Below are 24599 nucleotides of genomic sequence, written 5' to 3'. Positions count from 1 at the left end.
CCGGCCCGGCGGGCGGGCGGGCAAAGTAGCAGCACGAGGGCGTGAGCCGCCGCCGCAACGGGTATGCCGCCGAACCGCTGAACGCGTGAGGGGAAGGCACATGCTCAGCAAAGAGGATCAGCGTAGGTTCGAGCAGATCACCCGCCACCTCCGGGAGAGCGATCCGGCGTTCTTCGCCCGGCTGGACAGTCGGGCCCGGGCCCGCCGCAGCCGCTATCTGATGCTGTTGACCATCGTGCTGTGGGCCTCGCTGCCGGCGACGACGGTGCTGGCCGGCCGGATGGCCGGCGCGATCTGCGCGGTGGTGCTGCTGGCCAACGCCGCCGTCATGTGGCGGTACCGGCGCCGCTGGCTATGACCCGCCGAGGGCCCGGTAGGCCCGCCGCAGCCGTTCCACCAGCCCCGGACCGCCGATGGCCGGAGTGGGCGGGCCGAGCTGGCGCAGCAGCAGGTCCGGCCCGGTGGCCAGGCTCGGCGGCCGGTCCGGCAGCGGCACCGGCGGGAGCCAGAACCGGTCCACCGCCTCGGCCAGCGGCGCCGGCGGCAGGCCGGCGACCGCCCGCGCGGCGCCGACCACCGGAACGTCCACAGTGTCCGCCGCCGGTCCGGCCGGCGCCGACGCGGCCGCGTCGTCCGCCGTGGACGGTCGATCGCCTGCTCCGGCGCCCGCCGCACCGTCCGTGCCGCCGGCCGCCACGCGCAGGGCACGCAGCCGGTCGAGCAGCTCGACCCGGGCCCGGCCCCGCCAGTGCAGCAGTTGGAACGGGTCGGCGTCGAACGCCTCGGCGAGCAGGTAGAAGGTCGCCGCGAGGTGCTTGCACGGCACGGCGAAGTCGGGACAGCTGCAGTGCTGGGCCAGTTCGTCGATCCCGGCGGGGAAGAGCGGGCCGCCGGCGGCGGCGAACAGCTCTTCCAGCTCGGCCGGCAGGTCACCGGCGAGCAGCCGGGCGCTGAAGAACGCCCGGGCGGCCAACTCGTCCTCGATCCGGGACCAGAGCGCGGCCGGAAACGGCGACAGCGCGATGCGCACCTGGTACGGCTGCGCCCGGGAACCCTGCACCACGGCGCTGACCATGCCGGGGGCGATGTCCAGGCTGACCACCTGGCCGGCCCGCGCGTACGACCGGCCGCGGGTCAGTCGGGTGCCGAGCGCGAACGACTCCAGCACCTCCAGGAAGCGCCGCGACCACCAGGACCGGCCGATGGCACCCCGGGTGCTGCGGGCGCGCAGGCCGCCGTCGACCCGGCGGGGACGGCCGTAGTCGGCGAACCGGCCGCGCGCGGTCCCACTCACTGGCTCGCTCACTCCACCACCGCCCCGGCCTCCAGGCTGAACAGCTCACGCAGCTGCGCGGTGGACAGCTCGGTGACCCACTGCTCGCCGGTGCCGACCACCCGCTCGGCCAGGCCGCGCTTGTCGGCGATGAGCGCCGCGACCTTCTCCTCCACCGTCCCGGCGCAGACGAACTTGCGTACCTGCACCCGGCGGCGCTGACCGATCCGGAAGGCCCGGTCGGTGGCCTGGTCCTCCACCGCCGGGTTCCACCACCGGTCGACGTGCACCACGTGGTTGGCGGCGGTCAGGGTGAGCCCGGTGCCGCCGGCCTTGAGCGAGAGCACGAACAGCGCGGGCCCGTCCGGCGACTGGAACCGGGTGACCATCGCGTCCCGGTCGGCCTTGCCCACCCCGCCGTGCAGGAACAGCACCTCCCGGCCGAACCGGGCGGCGAGGTGCCCGCGCAGCATGCCGCCGAACTCCGCGTACTGGGTGAACAGCAGGGCCTTCTCCCCCGCCGCGAGCACCTCGTCGAGGATCTCCTCCAGCCGGGCCAGCTTGCCGGAGCGCCCGGCCAGCGGCGAGCCGTCGCGCAGCAACTGGGCGGGATGGTTGCAGACCTGCTTGAGCCGGGTCATGGTGGCCAGCACCAGCCCGCGCCGTTCGATGCCGTCGCTGGACTCGATCCGGGCCATCATGTCGTCGACCACCGCCTGGTAGAGCGAGGCCTGCTCGGCGGTCAGGTTGCAGACCACCTCCATCTCCAGCTTCTCCGGCAGGTCGGAGATGATCGACGAGTCGGTCTTGAGCCGGCGCAGCACGAACGGGCCGGTGATCCGGCGCAGCCGCTCGGCGGCCTCGGCGTCACCGTGCCGCTCGATCGGTTCGGCGAACCGCTTCTTGAAGGTGGCCGCCGGGCCGAGCAGCCCGGGGTTGACGAACTGCATGATCGACCAGAGGTCGGCGAGCCGGTTCTCCACCGGCGTGCCGGTGACCGCGATCCGGTGCCGGGCCGGCAGCGCGCGTACCGCCTCGGCCTGGCGGGTGGCGGCGTTCTTGATCGCCTGGGCCTCGTCCAGCACCACCCGGTGCCAGTCGATGCCGGCCAGGTCCAGCGCGTCCCGGGCCGCCACCGAGTAGGTGGTGAGCACCAGGTCCGCGTCGTGCACGGCCGTGGTGAAGTCCGCCCCCCGGGCCCGCTCGGCGCCGTGGTGCACGTGTACGCGCAGCCCGGGCGCGAACCGGGCGGCCTCCCGCTGCCAGTTGCCGACCAGCGACATCGGGCAGACCAGCAGGGTCGGCCCGGCCTGCGGCGGGTCGCCGGCGAGCAGCGCGAGCAGCTGCACCGTCTTGCCCAGCCCCATGTCGTCGGCGAGCACCCCGCCCAGCCCGAGCGACTGGAGGAAGGCCAGCCAGGCCAACCCCCGCCGCTGGTACGGCCGCAGCGTGCCGTGGAATGCCGGCGGCGGGTCGGCCGGGGTGAGCCGCCGCTCCACCGCGCCGGCCAGCAGGTCGCCCAGCGCGCCATCGGCGGTCACCTCCAGCACCGGCAGCGCGTCGGGCTGCTCGGCGTCGGCGAGGCCGAGCCGGAGCAGGTCGGCCACGGTCAGCTCGCCGGCCGAGCGGAGCAGCCGCAGCCCGGCGGCGAGCCGCTTCGGGTCCAGCTCCACCCAGCGGCCGCGGAGCCGGACCAGCGGGGTCTTCAACGCGGCCAGCGACGCCAGCTCGTCAGCGCTCAGCGGCTGGTCGCCGAGGGCCACCTCCCACCGGTAGTCGACCAGGGCGTCCAGCCCGACCCCGCCGGCGGCGGTGGCCACCGTGCCCGGCGCGGTCCGGCTGCGCGCCTGCAACCGGGCGCCGAGCCGCGACGAGGGGCGCTGCCACCAGGACGGCAGCAGCACCGCGAACCCGGCGGCGTGCAGCACCGGGGCGCCCTCGCGGAGGAACCGGTGCGCCCCCTCGACGTCCAGCTCCAGCGCCTCCGGGGTGGCGGTACGCAACGCCGCGTCCAGCTCCGGCCAGAGCCGGCTGGCCCGGCCCAGTTCGGCCAGCAGCGTCTCCTGCGGGCTGTCCAGCCGCCCGGCCAGGCCGCCCACCGACTGGGGCGCCCGCCAGACCTGCCCGGCCGCGACGTGCAGGCTCGGCTCGTCGGCCGCCTGGAGCCCGAACTCGACCCGCCAGCGGCCCTGCTGCCCCACCCTCGCCGTCGGGTCGACGGGCACCACCACGACCGGCTCGGTGAGCTCGTCGGCGGGCGGCTCGACCAGCCGGAAGCTGGCCCGCACCGAGCCACCGGCGGCGTCCCGCTGCCAGGTCTCCAGCTCGGTGCGGAGGGTGTCCAGGGCGGCCGGGTCGGCGGTGAAGTCCCGGCGCGGGCCGGTGAGCGCGGCCAGCCAGGGCGGCACCGCTCCGTTCGGGCGGGCTCCCCGGGCCAGTGAGATCTCCCCCAGCGCCGCCCTGGCGGCCGCGTCGGTGAGCGCGTCGAGAGCCTCCGCGACCAGCACGCCGGCCGCGACCTCCGCCCGGCGGCCGGCGGCTTCCCGACCGGCCACCCGCGGGGCGGCGGGCGGGCGCGCGGCCGGGTCGAGCCGGTCCACCTCGATCAGGGCGCGGGCGGCCGGGGGCAGGGCCAGCGCGAGCGCCCGGGCCCAGCCCGCGTCGGTGCCGGTGAGCAGCGGCCGCCACACCGCCCGGCCCACACCGCCGTCGGCGGCGGCGCGGTCGGGGTCGCCCGCCGGATCAGCCGCCTCGGTGGGGAGGTCGGCGAGGCCGGGCAGGACCCGGCCGCGGGTGACCAGGTCGGCGGCGAACTCGGCCAGCTCGGCGAGGTGCCGCAGGGTGGCGCCGGGCGCCGCGGCCGCCAGGTCCAAACGGCGCAGCAGCGCCCACGCGGCGTCCGGGGCGTACAGCAGGACGGGCACCCGCCAGCCGGCGAGGGTGACCGACCCGCGGGCCGGTGCCACGACGGCGGTCCGGACCAGCTCCGGTGAGTCCAGCGGCGCGCCGGCCCGGGTGGGCAGGGTGAGCAGCGCGGTGCCGAGTTCGGCGGGGTCGGCGCCCTCGGCCAGCGCGGCGGCCAGCGTGGCGTGGTCGGCGGCGAACGGGTGCGGACGCTCCCGGGGCGCGCGGCCGGGCCGCCGGGGCGCGTCGGTGGGCCGGGTGCTGTCCTCGGCCCAGACGGCGAGCGCGCCGTCCGGGCCGTCGCCGGGCAGCCACGACCCGTGGATGACCAGCACTCGTCCCCCCTCGTCGACGCCCGACCCAGGATAGGCGGCCCGGGCAGGCTACCGTCGAACGCCATGTACGACCTGTTGGTGATCGGCGGCCTCGGAGTTGACGTGCGGGTGCGGGTGCCCGCGCTGCCGCTGCCGGCCGCCGACTCGGTCACCGTCGACCCGATCGAGCTGCGCATCGGCAACACCGGCGCCGGGGTGGCGCTGGCCGCGCACGCGCTCGGCCTGCGGGTGGCGGTGCTGGACGTGCTGGGCGCCGACCCGGCCGGCGACGTGGTCCGGGCCGCACTGACCCGCACCGGGGTGCACGCCGTGCTGGCCGACGACCCGGCGGGCACCCGGCGGTCGGTGAACCTGGTCGACCCGGCCGGCCGGCGGATGTCGCTCTACGACCCGCGGCCGTGGCGCGGACCGGCCCCGTTCACCCCGGCCGAGCTGGCCGGGCTGGTCCGGGACGCGGCGCACGTGCACCTGTCGATCATGGATTGGACCCTCGACCTGCTGCCCGCGCTGCGTACCGGGCTCGCGCCGGTCGCCGCGATCTCCACCGACCTGCACGACTGGGACGGCACCAACCCCTACCACCGCCCGTTCGCCGAGGCCGCCGACCTGGTCTTCGTCAGCGGGGTCCGGCTGGACGCCGCGGCCGGGCAGGTCGCCGAGGCGCTGGCGCCGCGCACGGTGGTGGTCACCCGGGGCGCATCCGGCGCCGAACTGCACCCCGGTGCCCGGCCGGTGCCGGCCGCCGCGCCGCCGGCGCCGGTGCGGGACACCAACGGCGCCGGGGACGCCTTCGCGGCCGGTCTGATCGCGGCCCGGCTGCGCGGCGCGGCGCTGCCCGACGCGGCGGCGTACGCGGCCCGGGTGGCCGCCGCGGCCTGCACGCACGACGGCATGGAGTACCCGCCCGGCCTGCTGCCGCGACTCTGACCCCGCCTCCGGTCCACGCCCCGGCGGCGGGGGTGGCCGGCCGGGGCGGCGTCGTCGACGGTGGCGGCTCAGAGCGCGCCGGTGCTGCCGTCGGTCAACTCGCGGAAGATGTCGGCGTGGCCGACGTGCCGGGCGGTCTCCTCGATCATGTGCACCAGGATCCAGCGCAGCGAGACCTCGCCGAGCTGCGGGTGCGGCACCACGTGGTCGAGCGGGAACCGGGCGGCCACCTCCCGGGACCGGGCGCAGGCCCGCTCGTAGTCGGCGGCGAGCCGCTCGACGGTGTCCTCCCCGGTCAGCGCGAAGCTGGCCAACGCCTCCTCCTCGGTGGTCAGGTACACGTCGTCCGGCCCGGGCGCGAGCAGGCAGGGGAACCAGTTGCGCTCCACCATGGTGAGGTGTCTGACCAGGCCGGCGAGGGTGGTAGCGGAGGGCACCAGCCGGCGCGTGGCGTCCGCGTCGGCGAGCCCGCGCACCTTGCGCAGCAGCACGGCCCGGTGGAAGTCGAGGAAGGATTCGAGCACTGCCCGCTCGTCGCCCGTCCGGGCCAGCACCGGGCCGAGCGTGGGGTCGATCGAGATCTCCGCCATCGGCCGACGGTAGCCCCGCGACCGGCCGGCCCGCTGCCCCGCTATCGCTGCGGTGGCGCGGTCGTCGGGGCAGGATGGGCCCATGGCGACAACGGTAGAGATCCCTCTGGCGGGCGGTCCGGCCGACGGCGAGACGGTCACCGTCGAGCTGGACCCGAACGGCCGTCCCCCGCTGACCCACCACCACCTGGGTCCGGAGGGACTCACCCAGGCGGAGATCTACGAGTTGGAGACGGTCGACGGCCGGGCCCGCGACTGGCGCTACTCCTGGCGGGGCCCGGCGGTGTGAGGGCCCCGGGCCGGCCGGGCGGCGGTCCGGTGCCGGCCGGGGCACGGTCCGACGCTCGGGTGCCGGCGCTCAGGCGCCGACCTGGGCCAGGTTGCGGGCGCGCAGGTTCTCCAGCACCGCGCGGGTGACCTGCGAGGTGCCCCGGGCCTGGTCGCACACCTCGGCCACCCGCCGGGCGGTGGCTTCGGCGCGGTGGTCCCGCTCGTCCCACAGCCGGTCCACCTCGGCCAGCAGCGGGCCCTCCACCTCCCGCTCCACGCCGCGCAGCGCCGGCACGCCGAGCCGCTGGGCCAGGTCGAAGACCTTGCCGGCGTACGGCAGGGGCAGGAACGGCGTGCCCACCATGGCGGCGAAGATCAGGAAGTGCAGCCGCATGCCGACGGCCAGATCGAAGTGGCGCATCAGGCCGAGCACCTGCTGGGGCGAGTAGGTGCCGTGCAGGATCCGGCCCCGCTCCGCGGCGATCATGTGGGACAGCACGCCGTGCGAGTGCCGGATGTCGTCCCGCTCCATCGGCACGAAGAGCACGTACGCGTCCACCCGGTGCACCAGGAAGTCGCCGATCTGGGCCAGCAGCCGGTGGTAGCCGTCCACGTCGAGGCGTTCCGCGGCCCGACCCGGCTCGCGCACGCTCATCCCGATCAGCCGCTTGCCGGCCGGCACCCCCTCCTCGCGCAGCAGGTGCCCCGGGAAGTCCTCCGGCTCCAGCAGGAACGCCGGGTCGGCGGTGACCGTGATCGGGTTGAGCAGGCCGGCCTCCTCCAGCACCATCCGGGACTCCTGGTCCCGGACGGTCACCTGGGTGGCGCTGGCCAGGGTCTCCCGCACCATCCCGGTGTCCACGCCCTCGCTGAGCGGCCCGACCCCGACCGCGTACGTCAGCAGCGGCAGGCCGCGTTCCTGGGCGACCCGGACCACCCGCAGGTAGCGGCGGGCCTCCTTGTCGTACAGGATGCCGCCACCGCCGAGGATCAGCAGGTCGAGCTGGGCCAGCACGAGCGCGGAGTCGGTGCGGCTGACCCCCTCCCACGGCACCGCCTCCACGTCCGGGTGGGCCACCCGGGTGTGTGCGGGATTGCGGGAGAAGACGATGATCCGGGCGTTCGGCTCCTGCTCGCGCAGATCGGCAAGCAGCCCGGTGAGGATCGCCTCGTCACCGAGGTTGCGACCACCGTACGAGCCGAGCACACCGATGGTCAGTCCGGCGCCACGCGTCATCCGTCGCTCCTCCCCAGGTGCGTCCCGGGCGGGTTTCCCGTTGCGCCGGGGAACAACCCTCGCCCGGTCAGCCCACCGGGTCGACCGACTTGGCCATCTGCTGGGTGATGACCTGGAAACCGAGGCTCTCGTAGAGCCGGATCGCCCCGGTGTTGTCGCCGAAGACGTTGAGCCCGAGACGGCCCACCCCGAGCCGGGCGAGCTCCGCCTCGACGAGCTCGATCATCCGCCGTGCGTACCCCCGGCCCCGGTGTCCGGGATGTACCTCGATGTTGTGGATCCAGGCCGTCTTCGGGTGGTCGCCGCCGGGCAGGGTGACCCAGATCCAGCCCACCTCGACGCCGTCGACCAGCGCGACCCGCAGCAGCACGTCCGCGGTGGCCGCGCCGTCCGGCAGCAGCCGGCCGACCTGGAGCGCGACCTGCGCCCGGGCGGCCTCCGGGGTCAGGTCACCGGTCCCGGCCAGAGCGTCGGCGTACGACCGCTCCAGCGGCACGCGCAGCCGGGCCAGCTGGGCCGCGGTCATCGGTTCCAGGGACAGGCTCATGGCGCTCCCTACTCCGGCGGATCGGCGTTCCCGCCGACGGCGGCGACCAGCCGGGACACGAAGGCGGAAACCACGTCGTCGGGGCCGGACCCGACGTCGATCGAGGTGGTCGGCAGGTCGGGCGGCAGCCCGTCCATGGCGTAGTGCAGCAGAGCGACCTCGAACACGCCACCGGGTAACCCGCTGGCAGCGTGGAAGGCGACGTCGTCACGGCAGCCGCGGCGCAGCGGGTCGCCGCGCGCCCGGGGCCAGGTCGGGCCGGCCGCTCGTCAGCGGGGTGGTCGTCCCGCACGACACCCGCCCGGTGACCACGAACGGGACGCCCGGCGCCGGCAGCGCGGCACGAGCGGCACCACATCGCGCAGGACCGGCACCGGGATCGCGGAGGTGCCGATCCGCGCCGCCGGTAATCGGCTTGCCCGCCGGTTCCGGCGTCGAGCACGGTGGACCGGTGGAGAGCCTGACGAAGGGCCGGATCGGCTGGGCCGACCTGCCCGACCACGTGCGCGCCGAGGTCGAGCGGATCCTCGGCGACCGGGTGGTGGAGGCGGTGTCGCAGCCGGGCGGCTTCTCCCCCGGCACCGCCGACCGGGTCCGCACCGCCGCCGGGCGGCGCGCGTTCGTCAAGGCGGTGAGCCCGGCGCAGAACGACGTCAGTCCCCGGCTGCACCGCACCGAGGCCCGCAACACCGCGGCGCTGCCCGGGCACGCCCCGACGCCACGGCTGCTCGGCTGCTACGACGACGGCCACTGGGTGGCGCTGGTGCTCACCGACGTGGACGGTCGGCATCCGGTCACCCCGTGGCGGGCCGACGAGCTGACCGTCGTGCTCGCCGCCCTGGAGACGATGGCCACCGCGCTCACCCCGAACCCGGTGCCGCACGCGCCGACCGCCGCCGAGCACCTGGCGTACGACTTCACCGGCTGGCACCGGATCGCCGCCGACCCGCCGCCCGGTCTGGACCCGTGGGCCGCCGCGCGCCTGCCCGACCTCTGCGCCGCCGCCGAGCGGGGCCTCGCCGCGCTGGACGGCGACACGCTCTGCCACGTCGACCTGCGCGCCGACAACCTGCTGCTCGACGCGGCCGGCCGGGTGACCGTGGTGGACTGGCCGTGGGCCTGCCGCGGGCCGGCCTGGCTGGACACCGCGCTGCTGCTGGTCAACGTCCGGCTGCACGGCGGGCACGACACCGAGGCGCTGCTGCGCCGGCTGCCGCTGACCGCCGACGTCGACCCGGCCGCGCTGACCGGCGTGTACGCCGGCCTCGCCGGCTTCTTCGCCGATGCCGCCCGGCGACCGCCGCCGCCCGGCATCCCCACCGTCCGGGCGTTCCAGCAGGCCCAGGCCGACGCCCTGCTGCCCTGGCTGGCCCAGCGGCTGCCCTGAGCCGGGTCTGTCGGTGAGCGGCGTTACCGTCCACCGCACGGAGGTGGCCGCACGGACACCGCCGGCGGCTGGGCAGACAGCGCACCGGGAGGAGCCGACACGATGAGCGACGACGACATTCCACGGGCGGCTGGCGCACCGGCCCGCGGCGCGTTGGCAGCGGCGGGCTGGACTCGCCTCTCCCAGCTGACCGGCGTGACCGAGCGGGAGTTGCTGGCCCTGCACGGCGTGGGCCCCAAGGCCGTCCGGGTGCTCCGCGCGGCGCTGGGCGAGCGCGGCCTCGGCCTCGCTGGCGATCCGCCCGACACCGACCGCTGACCGCCGACCGCGCGGCCGGTTTCGACCCGCGGTTCTCGGACGTCAGGTCCGCGACGAGGCGTCCGATCACCGCCAGACCGGCGGCGGGTCCGGCTCGCATGATCGAGTCATGACGAACAACCCGTTGAACGGAAAGGTCGCCCTGGTCACCGGCGGCACCCGGGGCATCGGCGCCGGCATCGCGCTGCGCCTCGCCCAGGACGGCGCCGACGTGGCGATCACCTACCAGCACAGTGCCGACCGGGCGGCGGTGGTGGCGAAGCAGGTCGAGGCGCTCGGCCGGCGCGCGCTGGCCGTCCAGGCCGACAGCGCCGACCCGGCGGCAGTGCGCGCCGCGGTCGACCGTACGGCGGCCGAGCTGGGCCGGCTGGACATCCTGGTCAACAACGCCGGGGTGTTCCTGGTCGGGCCGGTGACCGAGCTGGGCCCCGACGAGGTGGAGCGGACCATCGCGGTGAACGTCCGCGCGCCGTACGTCGCCGCACAGGCGGCCGTACGGCACCTGGGCGCCGGCGGCCGGATCATCAACATCGGCAGCAACGTCGGCGAACGGACGGTCTTCCCCGGGCTGTCGCTGTACTCGATGAGCAAGACCGCGCTGATCGGCCTGACCCGGGGCCTGGCCCGGGAACTCGGCCCGCACGGCGTCACGGTCAACCTGGTCAACCCCGGGCCGACCGACACCGACGCCAACCCGGCCGACGGGCCGAACGCGGCGGCGATCGCCGGCTTCACCGCGCTCGGCCGGTTCGCCGAGCCGGCCGAGATCGCCGCCACCGTGGCCCACCTTTCCAGCGCCGACGGCGGATACGTGACCGGCGCGGTGGTCAACGTGGACGGCGGTTTCACCGGCTGACCGCCGCGCCGGGTACGCCCGGCGACAACCGGGCGCGGCGGCACCGTTCGGCCGCCGCGCCCGGCCGCGACCGCCCACCGACGGCGGACGTGCCGTTCGGCGGCGGGGCGACGCTCGGGGCCGCCGGTCAGCCGGGCGCGCCGGCCGGGTGGGTGAGGAACGGCAGCACGGCGGCCGGCAGCGCCGGCGAGCGGACGATGTCGTAGTGGGTCAGCCCGGGCAGCACCGCCAGCCGGGCGGCCGGCCGGCCGGCGCCGTCCCAGCCGGCGTCCCGGTGGCCGCCGCCGAGCAGCCCGAAGAACTCCGCCATGTGCGTGACCGGGATCGAGTCGGCGTCGGCGAAGACCAGCAGCGTCGGTACGGTCAGCGCGGCCACCTCCGCCGACCAGTCGTACTCGCGCCGCAGCAGGGCGCCGGACTTGGCCCAGAGCGCCGGCCAGTCCGCCGGCCGGGGCGCGAGCCGCGCGTAGAGCTGGTGCGGCGGGGTGCCGCGCATCCGCTCGCCGACCCGCTCGTCCTGCTCCGCCATCGCGGCCAGCACCTCGGGATACCAGCCCTGCCGGCGGCACGGCGCGGAGACCACCACCAGCCGGCGGACCAGCCCCGGATGCTGGATCGCGGTACGCAGGGCCACCCCGCCACCGAGCGAGTAGCCCATCAGGTCGGCGTCGGCCAGACCGAGGTGACCGATCAGGGCGGCGATGTCCTCGGCCATCGACTCGTAGCGCAGCGGGCGGGCGACGTCGGCGGTGTGCCCGTGGCCCTGCAGGTCGACCCCGATCACCCGGCGACGCTCGGCCAGCGCCGGCAGGATCCCGGCGAACGTCTCGGCCGCGCCGTAGCCGCCGTGCAGCAGCACCAGCGGTCGCCCGGTGCCGTGCGACTCGTACCAGAGCCGCAGCCCGTTGACCTCCGCGTAGCTCACGTCGCCTCCCGCCGTCGTCGTCCCGAGCCCACACCAGGGCAACGACGACGGCTAACCGTCGAGGTGCGCCAGCGCCGCCCGGACGGTCGCCGGGCCGGCGGGCAGCAGCGGCAGCCGTACCGTCGGGGTCGGGATGCGGCCGTGCGCGTGCAGGACGGCCTTGACCACCGCGGGGTTGGGTTCGGCGAACAGCGCACGCGACAGCGCCGCGAGGCGGTGGCCGAGGGGCCGGGCCCGGGTCACGTCGCCGGCCCGCCACGCGTCGATCAGCGCGACGAACTCGGCGGTGGCGAGGTGCGCCGAGGCCAGGATGCCGCCGTGCGCGCCGAGGGCGAGCAGCGGCGCGACCACCGCGTCGTCGCCGCCGAGCACCGCGACGTCGGGTGGCAGGTCGGCGAGGAACGCGGTGGTGTCGGCGTCGATCCCGGTCGCGTACTTGACCCCCGCGACGCCGGGCAGCCGGACCAGCCGGCGCAACGCGTCCGCCGACAACGGCTGCCCGGTCCGGTACGGGACGTGGTAGGCGACCAGCGGCACCGGGCTCACCCGGGCCAGCTCGGCGAAGTGGGCGAGCACGCCCGCCTCTCCGGGGCGGACGAACGGCGGAACCAGGCAGAGCGCGGCGGTCACCTCGGGCCGGCCGGCCAGCGCGCGCAGCGCCTCGACGCTGCTCGCGCCGACCAGCAGCGGCGCCGAGCGTTCCCGGCACACCCCGGCGACCACGTCCACCACCTCCCGGCGCTCCCGCTCGGTCAGCGCGGTGGATTCCCCGGTGGTGCCGAGGACGACCACCCCGGTGGCGCCGGCGGCCAGCACCTGGTGGGCGAGCGCGGCGAGCGCGTCGGGGGCCACCGCCCCGGCGTCGTCGAACGGGGTGATCAGCGGAACGTACAGGCCGGTCAGTGTCATGCCTCCAGCCTGGGCCGGAGGATCGTGCAGCACCAGTTCAGATTCCTGAACGGAAACGTAAGCTGAGCTGATGCTCGACGTTCGCCGTCTCCGCCTGCTGCGCGACCTGGCCCGGCTCGGCACCATCGCGGCCGTCGCCGAGGCCCACGCGTACACGCCCTCCGCGGTCAGCCAGCAGCTGGCGGCGCTGCAACGCCAGGCCGGCGTACCGCTGCTGGAGCGGGCCGGCCGGCGGGTCGCGCTCACCGCGACCGGGGAGGCCCTGGTCCGGCACACCGAGGCCGTCCTCGCCGCGCTGGAGGCAGCCGACGCCACCCTGGCCGCCGCACGGGCGGGCCTGTCCGGCACCGTACGCATCGGCGCCTTCCCCAGCGCCGTCCGCACCCTGCTGCCGGCGGCGCTGGTGACGCTGACCCGCGACCACCCGGCGCTCGACCTGATGGTGACCGAACTGGACCCGGTCGCGGTGCCCGCCGCGCTGCGCGACCGGCGGCTCGACGTGGCGCTGCTGCACGACTACGACATCGCCCCGGTCGAACCGGATCCGGCGCTCGAGTCCACCCCGCTGCTCGACGAGACGGTCTACCTGGCGGTGCCGGCGGAGCCGGCTCCGGCCGCGGACGGCGACCCGGTGCGCGCCGCGCGGTCGGCGGACTGGATCGTCGGCAGCCCCGGCACGCTGTGCCACGCCGTGGCCCTGCACGCCTGCCAGCTGGCCGGCTTCCGTCCCAGCGTGCGGCACCACGCCGACGACTTCACCGCCGTGCTCGCCCTGGTCGCCGCCGGCCAGGGCGTCGGCCTGGTGCCCGAACTCGCGGTCGGGCAACCGGTACCCCGGGTCCGCCTGATGCCGCTGGACGTCCGGCGGCGCACCCGGGTGGCGTACCGCCGGGGCGCCGGCGACCACCCGGCGGTGGCCGCCTGCGTACGCGCGCTGCGGGCCGCCACCGACGACCTGCTGGCGGATCGCCCGGCACAACGACCGGCGGGACGCCGACCAGCTCCAGCAGCCGGAGGATCGAACGTGGACAGCGCGCCGTGGCGGACCGGGCCGGGTACGGTGCCCGGCGACGCGCACGAGCCGGAACCCCGAAGCACGGGCTCATCCCCGTGACGACCGAACGGTTCGCCTGACCGCCCCGCACCGAGGAGTGCCCGTGCCGTACGTCTTCCTGCTCGCCGCCATCGCGGCCGAGGTCTTCGCCACCAGCACGCTCAAGGCGACCGACGGGTTCAGCCGGCTCTGGCCGACGGTCGCCTGCCTGGCCGGCTACCTGGTCTCCTTCGCGGCGTTGTCGCAGGCGGTGAAGGACATCCCGGTCGGCGTCGCGTACGCGCTGTGGTCGGCGCTGGGCACCGCGGCGATCGTCGCGATCGGCGCGGCGTTCCTGGGCGAACCGATCACGGTGGTCAAGGTGGTCGGGGTCGGCCTCATCGTCGCCGGCGTGGTGACCCTGAACGTGGGCGGGGCGACGTCGCACTGACCGGGCGGGCTCGCCCGGCTACGTCAGGTCGACGAGCTGCGGCGGGACCTCGCAGATCAGCCCCACCGAGTTCATCCGCCGGGTGAGCGGCTCGCCGTCGGAGGTCGGCACCACGAAGTGCGGCCGACCGCCGGCGGCGAGGTCGGCGGCGTACCGTTCGCGGGCCTCGACGAGGGTCTCCCAGTCGGCCAGCCACAGGTTGGTCGGCCGGTCGTCCGCGAGCAGGTCGCGGTCCAGGCCGCGCACCTGCGCCACCATGGCGGTCACCGCGGCGTTCTGCTCGCGGATCGAGCGCACCCGCGCGTCGACCGAAGCGCCGGGCGGCGCGGTGTGCGCCGCCACGGTGGCGCGCATCGTGGCGCACGCGTTCTCCGCCACCTCGCTGACCGGCGGGTTGTCGATCAGCTCGGGCCGGTCGTGGTTCGCGTACGTCCAGAGCCCGGCGCAGAACACGACGACGCCGCCGACCGCGATCACGACGATCAGGATGGCACCGACGACCCACCACCCCGCCGTGCCCCGCCCCGACCGCGCCGGCCCGGCAGCAGCGGCCTCGGGCGGCGGAAAGACGGGAGGGAGGCTCACACGTGAATGGTGTCGTTCCCTGTCAACGGCAGGTGTCAGGCGTTCGGTTCGACCCTGATGCTCACCTGGTTGCCGAGTTCGCGGAACCCGAGCCGGCGAGCGAGCCGTCGGGAGGGCTCGGGACGGGCCCGCCACTGCGGCAGCAGGTGGTCGCGGAGGGCGTCCGCCACCGCCGCGGAGGCCGCCGCGCCAGCGAGCCCCCGGCCCCGCGACCGGACGCCGGCCAGCACGGCGAGGTGGGCGACGGAGCCCGGCCACCGGCGGTATCCGGCCGCCGCGACCACCCGGGAGTCCTCCCGTACGACGAAGACCGCTGACGTGACGTCCCCCAGACCGCTCTCCGCGGCGTCGTCCGCGGGGACCTCCGCGAGCAACCCGGCGACGTCCGGGTGCCCGGCGGCAGCGGCGCCACGTCGACCGCCCCCGTCGCCGGCCGGAACTCGGGTTCGTCCAGGTAGGCCAGGGTGGCGGGACCGAGCACGTCCCGGATTCCGGGTACGCCGTGCCACCGCTGCGCCCCGACGGCGGCCCGGGCGGACCGGCCGGCGAGCGAGTCGCGCAGGAAGCGCGCGGTGGCGGCGTCCGGCGCGGTGGCGAGGCCGGCGTCTCCCAGCACCACGACGCCCGTCCACCCCGGTGGGCACAGCCGCGAATCGGCGGCCACCACCACCCGTACGCCGTCGGCGGGGAAGTTGGTCGGCACACCGGCCAGGTGCACCCAGAGATCCTGCGCGCGGTGCAGCGGGGTGGAACGCGCCATCGACGCATCCTCCCCGGGCCGGGCCTCGGCGGCCAGCGACTTTCTGCCACCGAGTGCAGGTGGCCCGACCGGCGCTGACTAGATTGCCTGCCGTGCGCACCATCACCAGCGACCGCCTCCTGCTGCGCCCCTGGCGCGACGACGACGCCGACTTCCTGCTGGATCTGGAGTCGCGCTGGGAGGTCGTCCGCTTCCTGGGCACGCAGCCCGCCACCATGCGCGGCCGCGACGACGCCCTCGCCTCGATCGGCCGGCGGCGCGCCGTCGACCACCCGATCCACGGGATCTGGGCCGTCACCACCGCCGGGGACGGACGGCTGGTGGGGAACCTGCTGCTCAAGCCGATCCCCCGGTCGGCGGGCGAGCCCACCGGCGGGCCGAGCGAGGTCGAGATCGGCTGGCACCTGCACCCGGACGCCTGGGGGCACGGCTACGCGACCGAGGCGGCGGCGGCCGCCCTCGACGACGCGTTCGCCCGGGGGCTGACCCGGGTGGTCGCCGTCACGGATCCGGAGAACCACGCCTCGCAGGCCGTCTGCCGGCGGCTCGGCATGACCCACCTCGGCCGTACGACGCGGTACTACGACGCCCCGCACGAACTCTTCGAGAAGCTGCCCGGCTGACCGGCCGATACCGCGTCCCGGCGCCTGGTCCCCTGGCCGGGAGTGGGCGACCCTAGGGCTTGTCGACCCACTGGACGGTGACGGGGCGCCGGCCGGTGCGGAGGAACTCGTGCCCCGCCCGGCGGGCCTGCTCCTCGCTGAGGTCGAAGGGTTCCGCGTCCTCGGCGGTGAACCACGGGTCGTCGTAGGCGTACTCGGCGTCGCCCGCCGTCTGGCCGGGCGGGGCGCCCGCCGGCACCGGTCCCCAGCTGAGCATGACCTCGTCCTCGTCCTCCCAGACCAGCCCGGAGCTGTCCCCGTGCAGGGTGATGTGCAGACTCCGCACACCGTCCCCGCTGACCAGGGACACGCCGCTGGGCGGCACACGGTCGAGGATGGCGTCGAGGTCGGCCGGGCCGGCGACCGTGCGTTGGGTGCCGTCGATCCAGGCGTGCAGCGGCCCGGTCGTCGGCTCGCCGGCGGTGGGGTTGCGCAGCCATTCCGGCAGCGCGGTGAGCTGGTTGCCGGCCAGGTCCAACCGGGTGAGAGTGGCCAGGGCACCGAGCGACGCCGGCAGCGCGGTGAGCCGGTTGCCGGTCAGGAAGAGCTGGGTGAGAGCGGTCAGCTCGCCCATCGACTCGGGCAGCCCGGTGAGCTGGTTCTCGGTCAGGTCCAGCCGGGTGAGGGCGGTCAGCTCACCCCACCACTCCGGCAGCTCCTCGAGCTGGTTGCCGGACAGGTCCAGCCAGGTGAGAGCGGTCAGGCGACGGATCGGCTCCGGCACCGTTCGTAGCTGGTTGCCGGACAGGCCCAGCCAGGTGAGGGCGGTCAGGTTGCCGAGCGACTCCGGCAAGGTGGTGAGCTGGTTGCCGCCCAGGCCCAGCCGGGTGAGGGCGGCCAGGTCACCCAGCCAGTCCGGCAGTTCGGTGAGGTCGTTGCCGACCAGCCGCAGCTCGGTGAGGGCGGTCAGGTCGGCCAGCGACTCCGGCAGGGCCGCCAACGACAGGTGACTCAGATCCAACGACGAGGCACCGCTCTCGCGTGCGGCCTCGATCCGGTCCTCGCTGCTGCGCCATGCCGCCTCGACCTGGTTCCGGGGGCTGTCCGTTGCGTCGGTCACCAGCCGATGGTCATGAATGCGGGCGCTGATGTCAAAGCTCTGGTCTCCCGCATCCACGCGACCGGTCGGCCAGGTTGCCGAACGCTCGCTGCCGGGGACTGGTCGGCTGTGTGCACATAAGATCTTGCGAACAAGCAGCCGGACAGGGAGCGGCCCGTCATGATGCGCTCGGCAACGTACCTGCAGGAGTGCCTGCTCCGGGCCGAGATGGGCGATGTCGTCGCGGTGGAGCCGGCGACGGGTGGGCTCGCGGCGCTCGCGGGCATCGCCACCCGCCGGGATGCGCCGCCGGTGTTCGTCAAGGCCTTCGCCGACGCACCGGCCGACGATGTCTTCGCCGCGGAGGCCGAAGGGCTGGCCGCCCTGCGCGAGCTCGGCGGCATGGCGACCCCCGAGGTGATCCTGGCGGACCGGAAACTGCTGGTGTTGTCGGTGCTGCGGCCGAGGCCGCGCAGCGAGGCCTTCTGGGAGCAGTTCGCGCATGCGCTGGCCCGCCTGCACACCAGCACGGTCCACCCTCGCTTCGGATGGCACCGCGACAACTGGCTGGGCCGCCGCCGGCAGATCAACACGTGGGACGACGACGGTTTCGCGTTCTTCGCTGAGCACCGGCTGCTCCGGTGGCTCGGGCAGCCCCGCGTCGAGGCGGCGCTCGACCGCGAAGACCGGGCGGCGCTGGAGCGGCTGTGTCACCGGCTTCCGGAGGTACTGCCGGAGCGGCCGGCATGCCTGACGCACGGCGACCTGTGGGCACAGAACGTCCTGGCCACCCCGGACGGCCAGCCCGCGCTGATCGACCCGGCGGTGTCCTACATGTGGGCCGAGGTCGACCTCGCCCACGTGTGGTCCACCGCGCCCCCACCCGAGGCGCACCGGTTCTTCGCGACCTATGCGGAGCTGACCTCGCTCGACCGCGACTGGCCGACCCGCATGCCGATCGTCCAGCTGCGACAACACCTCGCCGTGCTGGCCCAGTTCGACGACGACTGGGGCGCGGCGGACCAGATCCGGGCCACCCTCGCCCCGTTCCGGGCCCGAACCTGACCAGAGCTGTCTTGAACGAAGTCACCGGGATGGTGTCGTATCGAGGCGCGGCCGTTCGTGGAACTGATGTGCGGCGACGGCCAGGCCGCCGGATACGAGGAGTCGGGAGAGGCCCCCGTCCGGGGCCGAGAGGAGATGACCATGGCGGAGTACCTGATCACCTTCAACGATGAGTGGGTGCCCGAGCACACGGCGGAGGAGGTGCGCGAGAAGGGCAAGGCCGCCCGGGCCGTCGTCGCGGAGATGCAGGCCGAGGGTGTCCTGATCTTCAGCAACGGCGGGCTGGACCGGTCCACCGCGGTGTGCAGTGTCGAGCTGGTCGACGGCGAGCCCGTCTTCACCGACGGCCCGTACGTCGAGACCAAGGAGCACCTCGGCGGCTTCGCCGTCGTGGACGTGCCGGACGACGCGGCGGCGCGATACTGGGCCGGCCGGCTGGCGACCGTGCTCGACTGGCCGCAGGAGGTGCACCGGTTCCGCGGGCCCGGGGAGGCCCGGCGCAGCGGCTCCGGGGTGAAGTGAGCCGGCTGGAGCCGTGACCGATCCCACCGTCGAGCAGGCGATAACCCGTGTTCACCGCGAGGAGTGGGCGCGGATGGTCGCCAACCTCGCGCGCCGGTTCGGCGACCTCGACGTCGCCGAGGAAGCGACAGCCGAGGCGTTCGTAGCGGCCGCGGAGCGGTGGCCGCGCGAGGGGGTACCGCCCAATCCCGGCGGTTGGCTCGCCACCACCGCGACCCGCAGGGCGATCGATCGGCTCCGTCGCGAGTCGCAGCGCGACGCCAAGCACCGGGCGGCCCGGATCGTGTACGACGACACCCCACCCGAGCCGACCGGCCCGGTCGAGGACGACCGGCTCAGACTGCTCTTCACCTGCTGCCACCCCGCGCTCGCGATGGAGGCCCGGGTGGCGCTCACCCTGCGCCTGCTCGGCGGCCTCACCGTCGCCGAGATCGCCCGCGCCTTTCTGGTGCAGGAGACCACGATGGCGCGACGGATCACCCGGGCCAAGGCGAAGATCAAGGCGGCTCGCATCCCCTACCGGGTGCCCTCGACCGACGACATCCGCGAGCGGCTCGCCGGCGTGCTCGCGGTCGTCTACCTCGTCTTCAACGAGGGCTATCTCGCCAGCGAGGGGAACGCGCCGGTGCGCGTCGACCTCACCGACGAGGCGATCCGCCTCGGCCGCCTGCTCCGAACTCTCCTTCCGGACAACGGCGAGGTGGCCGGTCTGCTTGCCCTGATGCTCCTCACTGACGCCCGGCGGCCGGCGCGCGTGTCCCGCACCGGGGAGTTGGTGACCCTCGACGAGCAGGACCGCGGCGCATGGGACCGCGCCCTGATCGCCGAGGGCAACGCCTTGCTTCGCGAGCGGATCGAGGCGGTGGCGACCGGCGGTGACCCACCCGGGCGCTACCAACTGCAGGCGGCGATCAACTCGGTCCACACGAATGCCCCGTCCGCCCGGGACACCGACTGGTCCACGATCCTCGCCCTCTACGGACGCCTGGTGCTGCTCGACCCCTCACCGATCGTGCGGCTCAACCGGGCGGTCGCGGTCGCCGAGGTCGACGGCCCCGGGGTCGGGCTCGCCGAGGTCGACCGGCTCGCCGAGGTCCTCGACGGCTACCACGCCTTCCACGCCGCGCGCGCTGACCTGCTGCGACGACTCGGGCGCAGCGGCGAGTCGCGAGCGGCGTACGACCGGGCCATCGGTCTCGCCGGCAACCCCGCGGAGCGGACCTACCTCACCCGTCGCCGCGACCAGCTCGCCGGCTGACCGACGTGCGCGGCCAGCCCGTTCCGTGCGCGGCACAACCGGACGGTGACCGGTTCGTCGCGTACGACCGGGTGGCTGACCACCACCCCGTGAGGGTCGACGATGGAGTCGAGGCGTTCACCGTCGTCGCCAGTACCGGGCCGGCCCTGAGCTTCGTCCGCGCCCGGTCACGAGCGACCGCGCGCGGAGCGCCGGGTGATGCCGTCCGGGGCAAGGCCACCTTGCCTCTCGCCCAGGCTCAGGTCCACGGCGGCGAGTCACCGCAGGACAGCCGAGCAGTGCCGGTGAGTTCTGCGGTTGAGCCGAACGCCGATCCTGACGCGGCGAGGGACCTCGCCGCGGCTGGCGCCCAGCCGACCGGGCGATTAGCCGGTCGGGACGGAGGCGCTCGACCTCGTCGAAGATGACCGAGACCTGGACGGGCCGAGGGCTTTCCGGAGGGCGCGGGCCGGGTACCTCCCAGCACGGATCCCACGCCAGGGCCAACCGGTTGCGCCGGGCGACCAGCGGGTCGAGAAAGACGCGGGCGACGGAGGCAGCGGAGTTGCCGCGGTGGCCCGGCGGCACGATATGAGGACGCGTAGACATGATCTCTCTTCAGACATGACGGAAGGCATGGGAAAAAAGCCGACGGCGACGTCGGCGACCGATGCGCTGGCAGGTGTCAGGTCTAGAGAGCAGGCGGCGTCACGCGGGGTGAAGTCCTCTCGTGCTTTGGTCGGAGAAGGTCCAGCTACAAGGTTGGGCGGGACGGGTTGGCGAGGCCACCCATTTTCGTCCCGGTGCCGGGTGCCGGGTGCCGGGGGGGCGGGATCGGCACACCTGCTCGCGGTTTGTCGGTCAGTTGCGGGGCCAGACCTGGACCGACACTCGGGGGAACGCCGTGGTCAGGAAGTGTTCGGTGAGATGGTCGCGCAGGATGCAGTCTGGCCAGGTGTCCAGCACCTCGGGCAGCGTGCGGTGGCCGAGGGCCAGCTGGAGCAGAGCGCCCGGTGGGATCGCCGCGTTGGTGTGGGGGTCGGTCGTCGGGCTGACGCTGCCGGGCATGGCGGTCACCGCGATCAGTTCACCGTCAGCGAATTCCAGTCTGGCGGCGCGGCCGTACGAGTCGATGGTCAGGGTCTTCTCGGGCCATCGGAGATCGGCTACCTGCCAGCGTTTCCGTAGCAGCGGTTGCAGCCGGGCGAGCAGGTCGGCCGGGTCGCCGGCGCGCACGTACCAGCCTCGGGGCCGCTTCGGCACGCCGGGCGGGCCCAGGCGAGCCAACGGGTGGTCCGGGTTCAGCAGGAAACGGACCGCGGTGAACGGCAGCGCCGCCGATGCCGAACATCGCCGGCCGACGCGGCCCAGGTGTGCGTGCATGGCAGTGGCGGCCCGCGGCCACTCGGCCGGCCGAGCACAGGCCGCCGCGACCACTGTCAGCTCTCCGCTGCTGGTGAGCCGGGGGGTGTGGACCAGGTATCCCCGCACCTCACCGTCGTTCACCAGAACGGCGACGGTACGCCGGGCGATGTCCCGCGGGCGGCGGCCGGCGATCTCGTACCGCCACACCGCAGCGTCCCGCGGGCACACCAGGGCCTGCCCGTCGGCCAGCCCTTGGTCGATGGCGGCGAGGTCGTCCGCGTCGGCGACCGTGGCCGGGCGCACCGTGAGGACGCCGGAGGAGTCGTGCTGCCCGGCGGCCGGCAGCGCTGCGGCGGGCACCGTTGCAGCACCGTCGTTGGCCAGGGCGTAGTCGTAACCGAGCCGTCGGTAGAAGTACGGGATCCCCTCGATCATCTGGACCGGCACACCCTCGGCCGCGTACCGCTGATGCAGCGCGGCGAACAGCCGTTCGGTGAGCCGGTTCCCGCGGTGCTCCGGCGCCGTGCCGACCAGCTCGATCTGGGCTACCGGCAGCCGGACCCCGCCCAGTGCCCAGTCCTGCCGCAGCCCGACGAGGCTGGCCACCGGACGGCCGGTGGCCGAGTCCTCGGCCACCAGGAAGTCGTCGGGTACGACCGAGGGGTGGGCATCCAGCAGGTCTTCGACCCAGGCAGCGATTCCCCGGTGGGGTTGCCCGCCGGTCACCGCCTGGAGCTGGACCGACGCATGCAGACGCGCGAGTTCGACGACGTCGCTGGCTCGACCCGCCCGGACCACGTAACGGCCGTCTTCCCTCGTCATACCTTCGTCTCCAAGCGGCAGCACCTGATCGTCCGGTCAGGACTCCCCCGTGCGGGGTTCCACATCGCCCCGCTGGCCCGTGCCGGCGTCGGTCAGCCACGCTAAACCAAAGATTGTTGTATTGTCGAACCACCTGGTTGTACGGTCGAACCATGGAGAGCGGCGAGGTGGATGCGGCACAGGAAGCCCTGATGCGGTTCGTCCGTAACTTCGGCCTCCACCAGCCCGACCGCACCCCCTGCGGGCAGCCGCTGCCGGTCTCCGAGGCCCACGCCATGGTGGAGATCGCCCGCGACGGTCAACTCCGCCAGGCGGAGCTGGCTCGCCGGCTGCGGCTGGAGAAGAGCACCGTCAGCCGCCTGGTCGCCAACCTCGTCAATCGCGGCTGGGTTCACCGCGCGCCCGCCGACGGCGACGGCCGTGGTGTCCTCCTCGTGCTCACCGATGCCGGCGCCACCGCAGCCGCACGGCAGGCCGACGCCCGCCGGGACCGGCTCACCGCCCTACTCGATCGCATCCCCGACCACGAGCGTGCCGCCGTGGTACGCGCACTCCAAGCCCTTGCGGAGGCCACCGTTGACCCGTCTTGACCGCTCAGCGGCCCGTCGAGCCCTACTCCTGGTGGCCACCGCTGCCACCGTGCTGAGCAGCGGCTGCGCCGACGGCGCACCGCCGTCAACGCCGACGCCCACAACGGCGAGTTCCAGCCGCCAGGCCGAGGTCGCCCAGAAGGGCGCCTCCGTCATGCCCTTCGACCTGGAACGCACGACCCACCGGTTCACCAAGACCGACACCGGCGGCGTGCAAACCGTCGTCACCGACGATCCGCAGGACGCCGCGCAGATCACCCTCATCCGGCAGCACCTGACCGAGGAGGCGGACCGTTTCCGGCGCGGCGACTTCACCGACCCCGGCCGCATCCACGGCAACGAGATGCCCGGCCTCGACGCCCTACGCGCACACGGCGGACGAATCACGATCGACTACACGACCACCCCGGACGGGGCCCGCCTCACCTACACGACCAGCGACACCGAGCTTCGCGGCGCCCTGCACCACTGGTTCGACGCCCAGGTCAGCGACCACGGCCAACACGCCACCTCGTAAGCACCGATCCGATTCGACCTGGGTCAGGAGCCAGGGAGCGGGTCCTGAGACATCCTCCGCATGCTCAAGGCTGGCTGGCAGGACGGCAGGTCGATGCCGCGACGGCGGACGAATCCGCGGTGGGCGGTGGCGATCGCCAGCGAGCGACCATCGGAAAAGGGTTGGACCACGGAGCCAAGCCGTTCCGCGTACCGTCTGCCAGGTGACCTGGCGCTCACCGAGACCGGCCGTCATAGCGGCAGCGCTCGGTGCTGCCTTCGTCCTCTCTGCCGCCGTCGCGCTCACCGCGCCGATCCTGGTCCAGAGCGGTCAACGGGGCAATACCGCGGCAGAACCGACCGCCCCCCGAGCCATCACCTGTTTCCAACCCCCGCACCCGACCGGAGCGATGCCCGATCCATGCTGGGACCTCGCCATCGCGGCTGGCCGGAGCACGCCGAGCCAAGCGGCGCGGGACGCCGCCCGACTCGCAGCCGGTGCACTGCGAATGGAGTTGTCGGCCGTGGTTGATCGACAGCCGGCGGTCTGCGTGACGATTGCGGGCGGCGGTCCCGGGCCATGTAGGCGCGACAACATCGACGCCGGCGAACTGCGGAACGCGCTGAACCGGGTGGGTCTGGTCGACCATGTCGTACGGCCTGCGCGGTCCGACGACATCACCGAGGGCAAGGGGCTCGTGTTCGCCGCGCGGGTTGAAGGTGCCTGCGTGCTCGGCTACGTGCTTTCCGGTCGCGAGGCGGCCGGCGTAGCTGGGACGCTGCCCGATGGCACGTGCTTGTCCCGCTGAGCAGTCCTCGACGCCGTGGGTGCCGCCGGCCAGCAGATCGGGGAGCTGAAGCGGAACGCCGATGATGCGTGACACTGAGGCATGGAGTTCTTCTGCTACCACCGCGATCGGCCCGGTTCCCTGGCGCTGCGGAGAGACCTGCTGGAGGAGCATTGGTCCTACATGGACCGATACGCGTCGCAGATGATCGCCCGCGGCCCGACCCTTGCCAGCGACGGCACCCCCACCGGCAGTCTGCACATCGTCGACCTGCTGGATCATGCCGCTGCCCGGGCCTTCGCCTTCGACGAGCCCAACTACCAGGCCGGCGTGTATCGGGACGTGCTGCTGCGCCGGTGGCGAAACGTGCTGGGACGGACCATGTGGGATTTCCCAGGTGGCCGGACCGGTGGCAACCGCTACCTGGTGCTCGGCCTCGGCTCGGGGGAGGCTGCTGATCTCGTCGCGCCGCCCGACCGGGATGAGCTGATCGCGTACGGGCCGTTGCTGTCCGACAACGGCACCACATGGCTGGGCACGGCGGTGGTGCTCAGTGCGCCCGACCCGGATGCCGCACGCGCCGTCCTCAGCCCGGACCGGTACGCCGACATCGAGGTCCACGGCTGGCAGTTCGGCGGGCGGCCCTCGTGAACCGGGAAGGTTCAGCACCACAGGCAGGGCGCCACGGCCTCGGCCCGGCAGGACGC

28 protein-coding genes are annotated in these 24599 nt (G+C 74.5%); 16 read left to right on the top strand and 12 right to left on the bottom strand.

The features are described 5' to 3' along the window. Positions 1–100: 100 nt before the first annotated feature. Positions 101–358 (top strand): DUF3040 domain-containing protein, encoded by a 258-nt coding sequence (locus GA0070609_RS04345; RefSeq protein ID WP_088992597.1) that lies wholly within the window; start codon positions 101–103, stop codon positions 356–358. Here the strand turns inward: GA0070609_RS04345 and GA0070609_RS04340 are convergent. Further along, a complete protein-coding gene (locus GA0070609_RS04340) occupies positions 353–1294 on the bottom strand; it encodes an SWIM zinc finger family protein (protein WP_231928532.1) in 942 nt (313 codons plus the stop codon). The genes GA0070609_RS04345 and GA0070609_RS04340 overlap by 6 nt on opposite strands. 8 nt (positions 1295–1302) lie before the next feature. Next, on the bottom strand, positions 1303–4512 hold the full coding sequence (locus GA0070609_RS04335) for a DEAD/DEAH box helicase (RefSeq protein ID WP_088992595.1): 3210 nt from the start codon (positions 4510–4512) through the stop codon (positions 1303–1305). 63 nt (positions 4513–4575) lie between these two features. Between GA0070609_RS04335 and GA0070609_RS04330 the strand changes: the two genes are divergently transcribed. After that, positions 4576–5439 (top strand): carbohydrate kinase family protein, encoded by an 864-nt coding sequence (locus GA0070609_RS04330; protein ID WP_088992594.1) that lies wholly within the window; start codon positions 4576–4578, stop codon positions 5437–5439. A gap of 68 nt (positions 5440–5507) precedes the next feature. Here the strand turns inward: GA0070609_RS04330 and GA0070609_RS04325 are convergent, their stop codons facing one another. Then, positions 5508–6029 (bottom strand): DinB family protein, encoded by a 522-nt coding sequence (locus tag GA0070609_RS04325; RefSeq protein WP_088992593.1) that lies wholly within the window; start codon positions 6027–6029, stop codon positions 5508–5510. Between the two features lie 82 nt (positions 6030–6111). Here GA0070609_RS04325 and GA0070609_RS04320 point away from each other — a divergent pair, with 82 nt between their 5' ends. Beyond that, positions 6112–6318 carry a hypothetical protein gene (locus tag GA0070609_RS04320; protein WP_088992592.1) on the top strand — a complete coding sequence of 69 codons (207 nt, stop codon included), beginning with the start codon at positions 6112–6114 and terminating at the stop codon, positions 6316–6318. A gap of 69 nt (positions 6319–6387) precedes the next feature. On the opposite strand, the gene GA0070609_RS04315 is transcribed toward GA0070609_RS04320, so the two are convergent. From GA0070609_RS04315 to GA0070609_RS04305, 3 genes are all read right to left on the bottom strand, one after another. Next, positions 6388–7536, bottom strand: a complete 1149-nt coding sequence (locus tag GA0070609_RS04315) for a polysaccharide pyruvyl transferase family protein (protein ID WP_088992591.1) — start codon at positions 7534–7536, stop codon at positions 6388–6390. 67 nt (positions 7537–7603) lie between these two features. Further along, positions 7604–8083, bottom strand: coding sequence for a GNAT family N-acetyltransferase (locus GA0070609_RS04310; protein WP_088992590.1), 480 nt, complete (start codon positions 8081–8083; stop codon positions 7604–7606). 8 nt (positions 8084–8091) lie between these two features. After that, on the bottom strand, positions 8092–8250 hold the full coding sequence (locus GA0070609_RS04305) for a hypothetical protein (RefSeq protein WP_197700214.1): 159 nt from the start codon (positions 8248–8250) through the stop codon (positions 8092–8094). A gap of 284 nt (positions 8251–8534) precedes the next feature. On the opposite strand from GA0070609_RS04305, the gene GA0070609_RS04300 reads away from it, so the two are divergent. The 3 genes from GA0070609_RS04300 to GA0070609_RS04290 all read left to right on the top strand — a co-directional run bounded on the left by GA0070609_RS04300 (position 8535) and on the right by GA0070609_RS04290 (position 10644). After that, positions 8535–9470 carry a phosphotransferase gene (locus tag GA0070609_RS04300; RefSeq protein ID WP_172899287.1) on the top strand — a complete coding sequence of 312 codons (936 nt, stop codon included), beginning with the start codon at positions 8535–8537 and terminating at the stop codon, positions 9468–9470. 102 nt (positions 9471–9572) lie between these two features. Then, the gene (locus GA0070609_RS04295) at positions 9573–9788 is read left to right on the top strand and encodes a helix-hairpin-helix domain-containing protein (RefSeq protein WP_088992589.1); all 216 of its coding nucleotides are present in this window, start codon (positions 9573–9575) and stop codon (positions 9786–9788) included. Positions 9789–9897: 109 nt separating this feature from the next. Then, a complete protein-coding gene (locus GA0070609_RS04290; protein WP_088992588.1) occupies positions 9898–10644 on the top strand; it encodes an SDR family NAD(P)-dependent oxidoreductase in 747 nt (248 codons plus the stop codon). Positions 10645–10771: 127 nt separating this feature from the next. Here GA0070609_RS04290 and GA0070609_RS04285 read toward each other — a convergent pair whose 3' ends face one another. Beyond that, positions 10772–11569, bottom strand: a complete 798-nt coding sequence (locus tag GA0070609_RS04285; RefSeq protein WP_088992587.1) for an alpha/beta fold hydrolase — start codon at positions 11567–11569, stop codon at positions 10772–10774. Between the two features lie 51 nt (positions 11570–11620). After that, positions 11621–12478: a dihydrodipicolinate synthase family protein gene (locus tag GA0070609_RS04280; RefSeq protein ID WP_088992586.1), complete on the bottom strand. Its 858-nt coding sequence runs from the start codon at positions 12476–12478 to the stop codon at positions 11621–11623. A gap of 70 nt (positions 12479–12548) precedes the next feature. Here GA0070609_RS04280 and GA0070609_RS04275 point away from each other — a divergent pair, with 70 nt between their 5' ends. After that, entirely contained in the window at positions 12549–13592 is a 1044-nt protein-coding gene (locus tag GA0070609_RS04275) for a LysR family transcriptional regulator (protein ID WP_088992585.1), read from the top strand. A gap of 43 nt (positions 13593–13635) precedes the next feature. Further along, positions 13636–13962 (top strand): DMT family transporter, encoded by a 327-nt coding sequence (locus GA0070609_RS04270; RefSeq protein ID WP_088992584.1) that lies wholly within the window; start codon positions 13636–13638, stop codon positions 13960–13962. A gap of 18 nt (positions 13963–13980) precedes the next feature. Here GA0070609_RS04270 and GA0070609_RS04265 read toward each other — a convergent pair whose 3' ends face one another. Together GA0070609_RS04265 and GA0070609_RS33775 are read right to left on the bottom strand one after the other, a co-directional pair. Then, positions 13981–14547 carry a hypothetical protein gene (locus GA0070609_RS04265; RefSeq protein ID WP_157748056.1) on the bottom strand — a complete coding sequence of 189 codons (567 nt, stop codon included), beginning with the start codon at positions 14545–14547 and terminating at the stop codon, positions 13981–13983. A 35-nt stretch (positions 14548–14582) separates the two neighbouring features. After that, positions 14583–14921 (bottom strand): GNAT family N-acetyltransferase, encoded by a 339-nt coding sequence (locus GA0070609_RS33775; RefSeq protein ID WP_197700213.1) that lies wholly within the window; start codon positions 14919–14921, stop codon positions 14583–14585. A gap of 478 nt (positions 14922–15399) precedes the next feature. Here GA0070609_RS33775 and GA0070609_RS04255 point away from each other — a divergent pair, with 478 nt between their 5' ends. After that, on the top strand, positions 15400–15930 hold the full coding sequence (locus GA0070609_RS04255; protein WP_088992582.1) for a GNAT family N-acetyltransferase: 531 nt from the start codon (positions 15400–15402) through the stop codon (positions 15928–15930). Positions 15931–15982: 52 nt separating this feature from the next. Here the strand turns inward: GA0070609_RS04255 and GA0070609_RS04250 are convergent, their stop codons facing one another. Further along, positions 15983–17029, bottom strand: coding sequence for an Imm1 family immunity protein (locus tag GA0070609_RS04250; RefSeq protein WP_172899286.1), 1047 nt, complete (start codon positions 17027–17029; stop codon positions 15983–15985). Between the two features lie 159 nt (positions 17030–17188). Between GA0070609_RS04250 and GA0070609_RS04245 the strand changes: the two genes are divergently transcribed. The 3 genes from GA0070609_RS04245 to GA0070609_RS04235 all read left to right on the top strand — a co-directional run bounded on the left by GA0070609_RS04245 (position 17189) and on the right by GA0070609_RS04235 (position 19853). Next, complete coding sequence (locus tag GA0070609_RS04245) at positions 17189–18073, top strand: fructosamine kinase family protein (protein ID WP_088997485.1); 885 nt, start codon at positions 17189–17191, stop codon at positions 18071–18073. 141 nt (positions 18074–18214) lie between these two features. Next, positions 18215–18595 carry a YciI family protein gene (locus GA0070609_RS04240; protein ID WP_088997484.1) on the top strand — a complete coding sequence of 127 codons (381 nt, stop codon included), beginning with the start codon at positions 18215–18217 and terminating at the stop codon, positions 18593–18595. 73 nt (positions 18596–18668) lie between these two features. Next, positions 18669–19853 (top strand): RNA polymerase sigma factor, encoded by a 1185-nt coding sequence (locus tag GA0070609_RS04235; protein WP_408630656.1) that lies wholly within the window; start codon positions 18669–18671, stop codon positions 19851–19853. Between the two features lie 840 nt (positions 19854–20693). Here GA0070609_RS04235 and GA0070609_RS04230 read toward each other — a convergent pair. Then, a complete protein-coding gene (locus tag GA0070609_RS04230) occupies positions 20694–22019 on the bottom strand; it encodes a GNAT family N-acetyltransferase (protein ID WP_088992579.1) in 1326 nt (441 codons plus the stop codon). A gap of 152 nt (positions 22020–22171) precedes the next feature. Between GA0070609_RS04230 and GA0070609_RS04225 the strand changes: the two genes are divergently transcribed. The 4 genes from GA0070609_RS04225 (at position 22172) to GA0070609_RS04210 (ending at position 24543) form a co-directional block, all read left to right on the top strand. Continuing rightward, positions 22172–22609, top strand: coding sequence for a MarR family winged helix-turn-helix transcriptional regulator (locus tag GA0070609_RS04225; RefSeq protein ID WP_088992578.1), 438 nt, complete (start codon positions 22172–22174; stop codon positions 22607–22609). Between the two features lie 31 nt (positions 22610–22640). Next, positions 22641–23126, top strand: coding sequence for an aspartate carbamoyltransferase (locus GA0070609_RS04220; protein WP_157748055.1), 486 nt, complete (start codon positions 22641–22643; stop codon positions 23124–23126). A gap of 202 nt (positions 23127–23328) precedes the next feature. Beyond that, entirely contained in the window at positions 23329–23913 is a 585-nt protein-coding gene (locus GA0070609_RS33035; protein ID WP_157748054.1) for a hypothetical protein, read from the top strand. Between the two features lie 81 nt (positions 23914–23994). Further along, positions 23995–24543: a YciI family protein gene (locus tag GA0070609_RS04210; RefSeq protein ID WP_088992575.1), complete on the top strand. Its 549-nt coding sequence runs from the start codon at positions 23995–23997 to the stop codon at positions 24541–24543. The last annotated feature ends 56 nt before the right edge of the window (positions 24544–24599 follow it).

Origin of the sequence: Micromonospora echinaurantiaca, from assembly GCF_900090235.1 — a bacterium.
Classification (GTDB): domain Bacteria; phylum Actinomycetota; class Actinomycetes; order Mycobacteriales; family Micromonosporaceae; genus Micromonospora; species Micromonospora echinaurantiaca.
Note: the sequence above shows the minus strand (reverse complement) of the source record. Positions and strands in the feature narration are given on the sequence as shown.

Excerpts from the sequence above, each read along its gene's own strand:
- GA0070609_RS04290 (WP_088992588.1), top strand. The coding sequence starts at position 9,898 with ATGACGAACAACCCGTTGAACGGAAAGGTCGCCCTGGTCACCGGCGGC.
- GA0070609_RS04320 (WP_088992592.1), top strand. The coding sequence starts at position 6,112 with ATGGCGACAACGGTAGAGATCCCTCTGGCGGGCGGTCCGGCCGACGGC.
- GA0070609_RS04345 (WP_088992597.1), top strand. The coding sequence starts at position 101 with ATGCTCAGCAAAGAGGATCAGCGTAGGTTCGAGCAGATCACCCGCCAC.
- GA0070609_RS04330 (WP_088992594.1), top strand. The coding sequence starts at position 4,576 with ATGTACGACCTGTTGGTGATCGGCGGCCTCGGAGTTGACGTGCGGGTG.
- GA0070609_RS04295 (WP_088992589.1), top strand. The coding sequence starts at position 9,573 with ATGAGCGACGACGACATTCCACGGGCGGCTGGCGCACCGGCCCGCGGC.
- GA0070609_RS04235 (WP_408630656.1), top strand. The coding sequence starts at position 18,669 with ATGGTCGCCAACCTCGCGCGCCGGTTCGGCGACCTCGACGTCGCCGAG.
- GA0070609_RS04230 (WP_088992579.1), bottom strand. The coding sequence starts at position 22,019 with ATGACGAGGGAAGACGGCCGTTACGTGGTCCGGGCGGGTCGAGCCAGC.
- GA0070609_RS04240 (WP_088997484.1), top strand. The coding sequence starts at position 18,215 with ATGGCGGAGTACCTGATCACCTTCAACGATGAGTGGGTGCCCGAGCAC.
- GA0070609_RS04245 (WP_088997485.1), top strand. The coding sequence starts at position 17,189 with ATGATGCGCTCGGCAACGTACCTGCAGGAGTGCCTGCTCCGGGCCGAG.
- GA0070609_RS04210 (WP_088992575.1), top strand. The coding sequence starts at position 23,995 with ATGGAGTTCTTCTGCTACCACCGCGATCGGCCCGGTTCCCTGGCGCTG.
- GA0070609_RS04225 (WP_088992578.1), top strand. The coding sequence starts at position 22,172 with ATGGAGAGCGGCGAGGTGGATGCGGCACAGGAAGCCCTGATGCGGTTC.
- GA0070609_RS04275 (WP_088992585.1), top strand. The coding sequence starts at position 12,549 with ATGCTCGACGTTCGCCGTCTCCGCCTGCTGCGCGACCTGGCCCGGCTC.
- GA0070609_RS04310 (WP_088992590.1), bottom strand. The coding sequence starts at position 8,083 with ATGAGCCTGTCCCTGGAACCGATGACCGCGGCCCAGCTGGCCCGGCTG.
- GA0070609_RS04315 (WP_088992591.1), bottom strand. The coding sequence starts at position 7,536 with ATGACGCGTGGCGCCGGACTGACCATCGGTGTGCTCGGCTCGTACGGT.
- GA0070609_RS04325 (WP_088992593.1), bottom strand. The coding sequence starts at position 6,029 with ATGGCGGAGATCTCGATCGACCCCACGCTCGGCCCGGTGCTGGCCCGG.
- GA0070609_RS04280 (WP_088992586.1), bottom strand. The coding sequence starts at position 12,478 with ATGACACTGACCGGCCTGTACGTTCCGCTGATCACCCCGTTCGACGAC.